The following is a 10243-nucleotide window of genomic DNA, read 5'->3' on the forward strand; positions in this document are numbered from 1 at the left end:
GGTGTCTGAAGGAGGCTTTGGAATCGCGTGTATGTCAATTCACTAACCTTATCGAATTACCGCAATTATGAGACGCTGTCCATGGAATCTTTCGGCAGCGTCAATTTATTGATTGGGCGCAATGCCCAAGGCAAGACAAATCTGCTGGAGGCATTACTCGTATTGGCCTTGACGAAGTCGCACCGGACGTCGAAGGATAAGGAGCTCATCTGCTTCGGCAAGGACTCCGCCTCCGTTCAAGCTGAGGTGGAGCGCAAATACGGCAAAATCCAGCTGGAGCTTCGCTTCTCCCAGCAAGGCAAGCGGGCCAGTCTGAACGGATTGGAGCAACGGAAGCTGAGTAATTTTGTCGGCAGTCTGAATGCGGTCATGTTTGCACCGGAGGACCTTGAGATCGTGAAGGGAACGCCCGGAGTGAGGCGCCGTTTTCTCGATATGGAGATCGGACAGGTGCAGCCCAGCTATCTGTATCATCTTCAGCAGTATCAGAAGGTGCTCATCCAGCGGAATAATCTGCTTAAGCAAGCGTTCCATTCCGGCTCCAATTTAACGGTCATGCTGGAGGTATGGAACGAGCAATTGGCAGAGCATGGTGTTAAAATTATCAGAAAAAGGAAACAATTTATAAGAAAACTGCAACGGTGGGCACAGCAGATTCATGAGGGGATAACCGGCGGCGGAGAAGCCCTTCAATTGTCCTATCTGCCTTCCTTCGGAGTTGCGGATGAAGAAGATGAAGCTGTCCTATTGGAGCAATTTATGATAAAGTTATCACAGATGAGAGATCAGGAGATCCGCCGCGGAATGACGCTTGCGGGGCCGCATCGTGATGATTTGGCCTTTTATATCAATGGAAATGAAGCACAGAGCTTTGGCTCCCAAGGGCAGCAGCGGACGACGGCATTGTCACTAAAGCTGGCAGAGATCGAGCTGATTCATGAGGAGATCGGTGAATACCCGATTCTGCTCCTTGACGATGTATTGTCAGAGCTTGATCCCTATCGCCAGACTCAACTGATTGAGACCTTTCAAAGCAAAGTGCAGACGTTCATTACAGCGACCGGCATTGAGAGTTTGAATGCCAGTCGTCTTCAGGACGCCAGCATTTTTCATGTTCAAGAAGGACAAGTTCATCGATAGGAACGGAGGGTTGCGGGTGTACATTCATCTGGGCGGAGAGAAGGTTGTGTTGTCTTCCGAGGTTATAGCCATCTTTGATGTGTCTATTGAGAAATCCTCGAAGGTATCCAAGCTATTTGTAAGTCATGCAGTGAAGGAGAAGCAGGTACTCCGAATCGGAGAGGAAGAGCCCAAATCCATCGTCGTGACTCCGACCATGGTCTATTATTCGCCCATATCTTCGGCCACATTGAAGAAGAAAAGCAGCATCCAGTCGATGATGTAATTCTGTTGAACCAGAAAATAGAGAAGTAGGTGAAGGCATGTCTATGAACGAGCAATCTTATGATGAGAGCCAGATACAGGTGCTGGAAGGCCTGGAGGCCGTCCGCAAACGTCCTGGTATGTACATCGGTTCTACCAGTGCCCGTGGATTGCACCACTTGGTATGGGAAGTCGTCGATAACAGTATTGACGAGGCCTTGGCAGGCTTTGCAAATAAAATCGATGTTTTCGTTCATCATGATAATAGCGTTACCGTCATTGATAACGGGCGGGGAATTCCGGTCGGAGAGCATCCCAAACTGAAAAAATCCTCCCTTGAAGTGGTTATGACCGTACTTCACGCGGGGGGGAAATTCGGCGGTGGCGGATACAAAGTGTCCGGCGGTCTGCACGGCGTAGGTGTCTCGGTTGTGAACGCCCTGTCCGAGAAGGTCGTGGTCAAGGTACAACGCGATGGCCATGTTTATCAGCAGGAGTACCACCGGGGAATTCCGCAGTACGATGTCAAAATCGTGGGCGATTCCGCACTGACCGGTACAACAACCACCTTCTACCCAGATAAAGAAATTTTCACAGAGACAACCGTATTCGATTACAATATCTTGCTGGGCCGGATTCGGGAGCTTGCTTTCCTGAACAAGGGAATCAATATTTCGCTGACCGATGAGCGGACCGGCACATCAGAGTCCTTCCACTACGAGGGCGGCATCAAGGAATACGTGAAGTTCTTGAACCAGAACCGTGAATTGCTTCATGAGGATCCGATTTATGTTGAAGGCTCGCGGGACATGATTCAAGTAGAGATTGCACTGCAATACAATGACAGCTACACGGAGAATATTTTCTCCTTTGCGAATAATATCAATACGCATGAGGGCGGGACGCATGAATCCGGCTTCAAGAGTGCCTTGACGCGGATTATTAATGATTATGCGCGTAAGAACAACATGATCAAGGAAAATGACTCCAATCTGACCGGGGATGACGCGCGTGAAGGTCTGACCGCGATTATCTCGGTGAAGATTCCGGAGCCGCAATTCGAAGGACAGACGAAGACGAAGCTTGGCAACAGTGAAGTACGCGGTGTCGTAGAATCGCTGTTTGCAGAGAAGCTGCAGGAGTTCATGGAAGAGAACCCGGCCGTTTCGCGGCGTGTGCTTGAGAAGGCGCTTCAGGCGTCCCGGGCGCGCGAAGCTGCTCGGAAGGCGCGGGAACTGACACGGCGCAAGAGTGCCCTTGAAGTCAGCGCCCTGCCGGGCAAGCTGGCGGACTGTTCCTCGAAGGATGCTTCCATCAGTGAGCTTTACATTGTCGAAGGGGACTCTGCGGGCGGATCCGCCAAGCAAGGCCGTGATCGTCATTTCCAGGCGATTTTGCCGCTGCGGGGTAAAATTCTGAACGTAGAGAAGGCGCGTCTGGACCGGATCCTTGGCAATGCCGAGATTCGGGCGATTATTACAGCGCTTGGTACAGGGATTGGCGAAGAGTTCGATATCTCCAAGGCTCGTTATCACAAAGTGATTATCATGACGGATGCCGATGTCGATGGCGCGCATATTCGGACCTTGCTGTTAACCTTCTTCTTCCGCTACATGCGCAAGATTATCGAAGCAGGCTACGTATACATCGCACAGCCGCCGCTCTTTAAAGTAGAGCGCAACAAGGTTGTCCGCTATGCCGGTTCCGAGAAGGAACGCGACGAGATCATTGCTGAATTTGGCGAGAATGCCAAGTTTAATGTACAGCGGTATAAAGGTCTGGGCGAAATGAATCCGGATCAGCTGTGGGAGACAACTATGGATCCGGAGAGCCGCACCATGCAGCAGGTATCAATCTCGGACGCGATTCAAGCAGATGCCATCTTTGATACGCTGATGGGCGATAATGTCGAGCCACGGCGTGATTTTATCAACGAGCATGCTCGTAACGTTAGGAATCTGGATATTTAATATCATACTTGTAGTTCAAGAAACCGCCGATGTGGGACTGTTGACAAACTATCCCATATCGGCGGTTTTTTATACTTGGATGTAATGAATGGAGAACGCCGACGTATTTACAGGTGTTGGCGATTTGATCAAATCCCTCACTCTGCAACAAAGGAGGCAAAAAATGCACCAGCAGCGCGCATGGTTCCGTACGGAGGCTGCAAATCCCGAGATGACTTGCAAACAACAATCAAAGACTAGTATTTCCGAGGTTTTCGAGGCCTACTACGAGCGAATTTTCAATTATGTCAGTTACCGAACCGGCAATCGTTATACCGCGGAGGATATCACCAGTCAAGTTTTTGAAAAAATCGTGGCGAAATATCATACCTTTCAGCCAGGCCGGCGTCCTTTGGAAGTCTGGATTTTCACGATTGCCAAAAACACGTTAACTGACCACTTTCGAGCTTCTCAAAGACACAATACTTGTTCTTTGGAGGCCATCGAAGAGAAGGATTCGAAGCAATCCGGACCTGAGGCGGCTGTCATCAACAAGGAGTCCGAACTCAGCTTGATTCAGGCCTTATCCGTATTGACGGATAAAGAAAGGCAGATGGTTGCTCTGCGGTTTGGAGCCGGGCTTAAGAATGTTGAGATCGCCAAGATCATGAATAGCTCCGAATCGAATGTGGGCGTCATTTTATTTAGGTCTATGAAAAAATTAAAAAAGGAACTTGAAAGGGAGGATTACAATGAAGCCTAACACTTCAGCCGACGCTTTTACGAATAGCTTGGACGATTACCTGAACCATGGAAAAATGCCATCCGGAACGGAAAAGCACGACCCGGAGGTTGCGGATTTATTGGATTTGGGAAAGAAACTGTCTGAGATCGATTTTGGGGCCAGGGCCTATAAGGAACAGACTAGGAAAGCGGTATTTGCAGCCACAACTGCTTCAGACAGCGCAACGATCTGGCAGAAGAGTTGGTTCATCAAGGGGGCAGTTGCCGCGGCGGCGGTCTCCCTCTTTGTAGGAGTCATGTTCTCCCCGCCTGCAATTGCCGGTGAATGGATGGGGAAGATTATTAAAACATTGTCATTAGGTTACATTGAGATCCAACAGGTAGAACCAGAAAATATTCCTGTACCTTATGAATTGCAAGGGAAGATTTTCGATGAGCATGGGAATGCGTTGACGCAAATGTCAGTGTCCGATCAAAAAGTTTATACGGCCGACGGGGAGGAAATCGCGGGGTATAGCGACGGTGTAATCATTACAAAGCAGGATGCAGAAAGAGACTTGAAAGACATCGGAATGACAACCATTCATGATGCTGCCAAGCTAAACGATTATACGAATTTTGAGGTAAAGGTTCCGGCCTATTTGCCGGAAGGGTACCAATTTGAACGGGCGGAGCAATATAATAATGACGACGGGCTGCCTGCACCTGAATATATCAACCTGTACTACCGAAATACGCAAGGTCAGGAACTTAAGTTGTTTCAACGTGAAGCGAGCGAAGAAACGGCCTATGGATTATCAACGGAAAGTCGGGTAGAGGAAATCGAAATCAACGGCCAGCCGGCTGCTTTGATCGGGGACTCCTCGATAGACTGGCAATCTGATGGGGTTCTCTATAGTTTAGCAGCAGATAAGACAGGACAGAGTCTGAACAAGGAAGAGCTTATAAAAATTGCAGAATCGATAAAATAAATAAAGGAATCTCCATGAAAGAAAGCATCTTGAATGATGTTAATTTCATGGAGTTTTTTTTATGAGGGGAAAGCGTTACTTTTTGTATCTGCCGTAGGCTACGGCGTACCGGCGAATTTTCTTATAGATTTCCTTGTCCTTCAGATACTTAAAGGGGAACAGTGCGGGCAAGGTGTTCACTTCCAGAATCCAGGGGCGCAGCTGTTCATCAATAGCCAGGTCCAGACCGATTTCTTTCAGATTCGGGAATTTGCGGGCCATTTGCGCGGCTGTTCTTGTTCCAATCGTCTTCATTTCTTTATATAGCAAGCTAAATTGATACGGATCCAGGAACGGACCGAGCAGTTCCTCAATAGGCTTGATCATGCCGCCGCCATGATAGTTGGTGATAATCTTCTGCTGGGCGGCTACTCGGCCGATGAACCCGGTCGTCTCCCACTTTTTCGAAGGGGTCCTTTGCACGAGGGCACGGAGGTCGAACTTTCGGCGGCGGTAGGTGAGCATATGAATTCCCCTTTGGATCAGGTAGGTCTGTTGGCCGATTTTAGGCTGAATACTCTGATGTGCCTCCTCCAAGGTAGCAAAATATTTGCTTTCTATTCCGAACCTCAGCTTATAGCGAAGCGGGTTGTCAGGGTCAAGCTCATCCTGCCAGGGCTCCATGCTCATCACGCCGTTGCCATAGGTTCCGCGGTCAGGCTTCATGAAGACTAATCCGTACAATTCCACCATATCCTGTAGGTGATTGTACGTATATTTGCGAGTGTCGGGAAGGTACGGACGCAGGCTCTCCCTTTGGTTTAAAAGGAGTGTTTTTTCCCACTTGCTTTGGATACGCTGGATCGCCAACTCCAATATCATCCTTTCTGAAAATCCCGGCTGCGGACAGATGCAGGTATGAAAAACATAGGACAGAAGAGAAAAACAATGGTATAATTATAAGATATGGGGATTTTATAAGTTTTTTGAACGAACCTAACTACAACCTCTCAAAATGCCTATATTCCTAGTGTATGACCTAAGTCTGCAATGGGAATGGACGTATCCCCATTTATTTTGTCTCCATCGTAAAAAATGGGATGTAAGCAGAGCACGTTTATTTGTTCGGATTTTGTGCAAGTAATATAGTGTTCCCTTTACATAGGCATTTGGATTGATTATTGAAGGAGGTCCAGCATGGCGGAAGAAAAAATGTCGCAAATCATAGACCGGGACATTAATGTGGAAATGCGCGAATCTTTTATGGACTACGCGATGAGCATTATTGTTAGCCGTGCTTTGCCGGATGTAAGGGACGGACTGAAGCCGGTTCACCGCCGTATTTTGTACGCGATGAATGAGCTTGGCATGCATCCTGACAAGCCGTTTAAAAAATCGGCCAGAATCGTCGGCGAAGTGATCGGTAAGTATCACCCGCACGGGGATTCGGCGGTCTATGAGACGATGGTGCGGATGGCTCAGGATTTTTCGATGCGGTATATGCTGGTCGACGGTCATGGCAACTTCGGTTCAATTGACGGCGACTTTGCGGCTGCAATGAGATATACGGAAGCTCGCTTATCCAAGATAGCCATGGAAATGCTGCGAGATATCAATAAAGAAACGATCGATTTCATGCCGAACTATGACGGGGAAGAGCAGGAACCGGTAGTTCTGCCGGCCCGCTATCCGAATTTGCTGGTCAACGGAGTATCCGGGATCGCTGTCGGGATGGCGACCAATATTCCTCCGCATAATCTCGGCGAAGTGATCGACGGGGTTCAGGCCATGATTGAGAACCCTGATATCGATTCGCTGGATTTGATGGACTATATTAAAGGTCCTGACTTTCCTACAGCCGGTTATATCATCGGGCGCACCGGCATACGCCAAGCCTATACGACAGGTCGCGGCTCGATTACGATGCGGGCCAAGACAACGATAGAAGAGCACAATAATAAAGCCCGGATTATCGTGGACGAGCTGCCTTACCAAGTGAACAAGGCGCGTCTGGTTGAGAAGATTGCTGAGCTGGTGCGGGAGAAGAGAATTGACGGGATTACCGATTTGCGCGATGAGTCGGATCGTAACGGGATGCGGGTTGTCATCGAACTGCGCCGGGATGTAAATCCTAACGTGGTGCTTAACAATCTGTACAAGCATACCGCCCTTCAAAGCACGTTTGGCATCAATATGCTCGCGATCGTGAACAACGAACCGAAAATTTTGACGCTGAAGGAAGTGTTGCACCATTACCTCCAGCATCAGATTGAGGTTATTCGGCGCCGAACAGAGTTTGAGCTGAAGAAGGCTGAGGCCAGAGCTCATATTCTCGAAGGTCTGCGGATCGCCCTGGATTATCTGGATGAGGTCATCGCCCTGATTCGTGCCTCCCAGACCACCGAGATTGCGCGTAATGGCTTGATGGAGCGCTTCGGGCTTAGCCATGAGCAGGCTCAGGCGATTCTTGATATGCGTCTGCAACGCCTGACGGGTCTCGAACGTGAGAAGATCGAGAACGAATATCAGGAGCTGTTGGCTAAAATTGCAGAGTATCGCGAGATTCTGGCTAATGAGGGCCTTGTGCTCCAGATCATTAGCGAGGAGCTGCAAGAGATCCGTGACCGCTTCTCCGATGATCGCCGTACGGAAATTATCGTGGGCGAGGAGAGCATCCTTGACGAGGATCTGATTCCGCAAGAGGAAGTCGTTATTACGATTACTCACACCGGTTATATCAAACGCCTGCCGCTGACCACCTACCGCAGCCAAAAACGCGGCGGGCGCGGTGTTATCGGGATGGATACCAAGGATAATGACTTCGTGGAGCATCTGTTCGTGACGAACTCCCACCATTATCTGATGTTCTTTACCGATAGAGGGAAGGCGTACCGTCTGAAAGCTTATGAGATTCCGGAGCTTGGACGTACCGCGCGGGGAACTCCGATTATTAATCTGATTCAGATCGAGCAAGGAGAGACCGTGAATGCGGTTATTCCGGTGGAACGATTTGATGAAGACAAATATTTGTTCTTTGCGACCCGTTCCGGCGTAGTGAAGAAGACACCGATCGAGGATTATATCAATATCCGCAAGGGCGGTTTGATTGCGGTGCATTTGCGCGAGGATGATACGTTGATTGATGTGAAGCTGACAGATGGTCAACAGGAAGTGATCATGGGTACAGCGCAAGGCATGTCAATCCGCTTCTCGGAGAGCGATGTGCGTTCGATGGGCAGAGCTGCGACCGGGGTGAAGGGAATCACGCTGGATGCCGGCGACCAGGTTATTGCGATGGATGTTATTGTTCCGGAGCAGGATGTCCTGATTGTAACCACGAATGGCTACGGCAAGCGGACCCCGGCGTCCGAGTACCGGATTCAAAGCCGCGGTGGTAAAGGGATCAAGACGATTAATGTCACCGGCAAGAATGGGGCTGTCGTTAGTCTTAAGGTTGTGAAAGATGAAGAGGACTTGATGATCATTACCTCCAGTGGAACACTGATTCGGACGAGCATGTCCGGCATTTCTACCATGGGCCGCAATACCCAGGGTGTGAAGCTGATCAGTATCCGTGAGGACGATTCTGTAGCTACAGTGTGCCGCTCGGACAAGAGTGAGGAAGAGCCGGAGAATGCTTTGGAAGGAGCAGAAGAGAACGCATTGGAATTATTGGATGCTCCTTCTGACTCTAACGAATCCGAAGAATAGAGAACCTGTTTGAATGGAGCAATCATTTGCCGCCAGTCTGTATAGACGGCAGATGGTTGCTTTTATTTTTATATAAAGATTGTTGGGTACGAAGACTCGTAATATAATGAATCTATTAGTTCTTTTTCACTAAATAGAGAGCATTCTAGATTTAAGGAAAGTAAGGAGGGGGAGAAAATGCTCAGCGTCCCTGTAATCGAATTAAAGCCAGGCTATAAGACTGCAAGTCATGTACATACTCCCTTGGGCGGTGTCCTTTTGCAAAAAGGAAAGGTGTTGCTGCCAAGAGATCTCGATATTCTGAAGGCCTTTATGATTCATGAAGTGGAGATTGATTTTTCAGCGGATTCAGCCCCGTTACTGGATGCACGCAAATCGTCAAAGGAAACAGAGGATCATACTGCCGCTTCCAGAGCTTCAGAAATAGAGCAGCCGAACTCGGCCCAATTTCATAAGGAATACGAGCGGATGCTTCATCTGCTTAAGAGCGCATTTCAGTCGGTGTTGGCAGCAGAGCTGCCGATTTATGAGCTCCGCCATCAATTGGAACAGCTCTTGAAGCAAAGTAAGAGCTATAATGTGCTCACCTTTATTCCCCGGAACATGAACGAATATGATTATTTATTCCATAATGCGATCCTCTCTGCTTTAACTGCTTATTGCATCGCTCAGTGGCATGGCTTGCCTCAGAAGGATTGGATGCAGGTTGCTTTTGCCGGCCTTCTTCACGATATCGGGAATACGAAGATTGATCCTGCCATATTGTACAAGCCAAGTCCCTTGACCGATGAAGAACGGGAAGAGATGCGAATGCACACGACCTATGGCTATCAGCAGCTGCGTAAAACCTCCGCCATCAATGAAGGAGTTCGATTAACGGCCTTGCAGCATCATGAGAAGATGGACGGCACGGGTTATCCGTTCCGCCTGAACGGAGATAAGATTCATATCTATGCCAAAATCGTTGCGGTGGCGGATATCTTCCATGCGATGACACTTAATCGGAGATATAAGAAGGCGCAATCGCCTTATTTGGTGCTAGAACAGATCAAATCCGAAGCCTTCGGCAAATTGGATCCGGCAATCGTTCAGACCTTTGTTGACAAGGTGACGCAATTCCATACCGGAATGCGGGTAAGACTGAGCAACGATAAGATTGGTGAAATTGTATTCTCTGATCGCCAATATCCTACGAGACCCATGGTTGCGGTTCAAGGCGAGATTATTAATTTGACCCAGGCAAGACATCTCTATATTGAAGAAGTTTTAACTTAGGGGTTGCTTTTGCCTATAGGAATAAGGTATAGTAATATTCACTGCTGCGAAGCGCAGAACGACGGATGAAATTACTTTCAATAGCTTGTTTGAAAAAAAAAGTTGTTGCATTGATTCGCAGTACGTGATATATTATAAAAGTTGCCGCTGATGAGGTGGTAACGAAAACGAATCGAAGTTGATCTTTGAAAACTGAACAACGAGTGAGTATTAAATAGAGAATTATTAATT

8 protein-coding genes are annotated in these 10243 nt (G+C 48.4%); 7 read left to right on the top strand and 1 reads right to left on the bottom strand.

What is annotated here, in order from left to right; genetic code table 11:
• The first annotated feature begins 27 nt into the window (after positions 1–27).
• The 5 genes from recF to TX85_RS20365 all read left to right on the top strand — a co-directional run bounded on the left by recF (position 28) and on the right by TX85_RS20365 (position 5047).
• Entirely contained in the window at positions 28–1140 is a 1113-nt protein-coding gene (gene recF / locus TX85_RS20345) for a DNA replication/repair protein RecF (protein WP_044481591.1), read from the top strand.
• Positions 1141–1156: 16 nt separating this feature from the next.
• Positions 1157–1405: an extracellular matrix regulator RemB gene (gene remB / locus TX85_RS20350; protein ID WP_044481592.1), complete on the top strand. Its 249-nt coding sequence runs from the start codon at positions 1157–1159 to the stop codon at positions 1403–1405.
• Between the two features lie 37 nt (positions 1406–1442).
• The gene (gene gyrB, locus TX85_RS20355) at positions 1443–3353 is read left to right on the top strand and encodes a DNA topoisomerase (ATP-hydrolyzing) subunit B (protein ID WP_044481593.1); all 1911 of its coding nucleotides are present in this window, start codon (positions 1443–1445) and stop codon (positions 3351–3353) included.
• Positions 3354–3516: 163 nt separating this feature from the next.
• Complete coding sequence (locus TX85_RS20360) at positions 3517–4095, top strand: sigma-70 family RNA polymerase sigma factor (RefSeq protein WP_049895115.1); 579 nt, start codon at positions 3517–3519, stop codon at positions 4093–4095.
• Positions 4085–5047, top strand: coding sequence for a DUF4367 domain-containing protein (locus tag TX85_RS20365; protein WP_049895116.1), 963 nt, complete (start codon positions 4085–4087; stop codon positions 5045–5047). Before TX85_RS20360 ends, TX85_RS20365 begins: the two co-directional genes overlap by 11 nt.
• Before the next feature lie 75 nt (positions 5048–5122).
• Here the strand turns inward: TX85_RS20365 and TX85_RS20370 are convergent, their stop codons facing one another.
• Positions 5123–5896 (bottom strand): YheC/YheD family protein, encoded by a 774-nt coding sequence (locus TX85_RS20370; RefSeq protein WP_044481594.1) that lies wholly within the window; start codon positions 5894–5896, stop codon positions 5123–5125.
• A gap of 327 nt (positions 5897–6223) precedes the next feature.
• Here TX85_RS20370 and gyrA point away from each other — a divergent pair, with 327 nt between their 5' ends.
• Together gyrA and TX85_RS20380 are read left to right on the top strand one after the other, a co-directional pair.
• Complete coding sequence (gene gyrA / locus TX85_RS20375; protein ID WP_044481595.1) at positions 6224–8737, top strand: DNA gyrase subunit A; 2514 nt, start codon at positions 6224–6226, stop codon at positions 8735–8737.
• A 177-nt stretch (positions 8738–8914) separates the two neighbouring features.
• The gene (locus TX85_RS20380; protein WP_044481596.1) at positions 8915–10012 is read left to right on the top strand and encodes an HD-GYP domain-containing protein; all 1098 of its coding nucleotides are present in this window, start codon (positions 8915–8917) and stop codon (positions 10010–10012) included.
• Positions 10013–10243: the final 231 nt, after the last annotated feature.

It is taken from the genome of Paenibacillus antibioticophila (genome assembly GCF_000455265.1).
Lineage (GTDB): Bacteria > Bacillota > Bacilli > Paenibacillales > Paenibacillaceae > Fontibacillus > Fontibacillus antibioticophila.

Bases quoted from the DNA above. Each gene is read 5' to 3' on its own strand.
- gyrB (WP_044481593.1), top strand. From the start codon at position 1,443: ATGTCTATGAACGAGCAATCTTATGATGAGAGCCAGATACAGGTGCTG.
- TX85_RS20360 (WP_049895115.1), top strand. From the start codon at position 3,517: ATGCACCAGCAGCGCGCATGGTTCCGTACGGAGGCTGCAAATCCCGAG.
- TX85_RS20365 (WP_049895116.1), top strand. From the start codon at position 4,085: ATGAAGCCTAACACTTCAGCCGACGCTTTTACGAATAGCTTGGACGAT.
- gyrA (WP_044481595.1), top strand. From the start codon at position 6,224: ATGGCGGAAGAAAAAATGTCGCAAATCATAGACCGGGACATTAATGTG.
- TX85_RS20380 (WP_044481596.1), top strand. From the start codon at position 8,915: ATGCTCAGCGTCCCTGTAATCGAATTAAAGCCAGGCTATAAGACTGCA.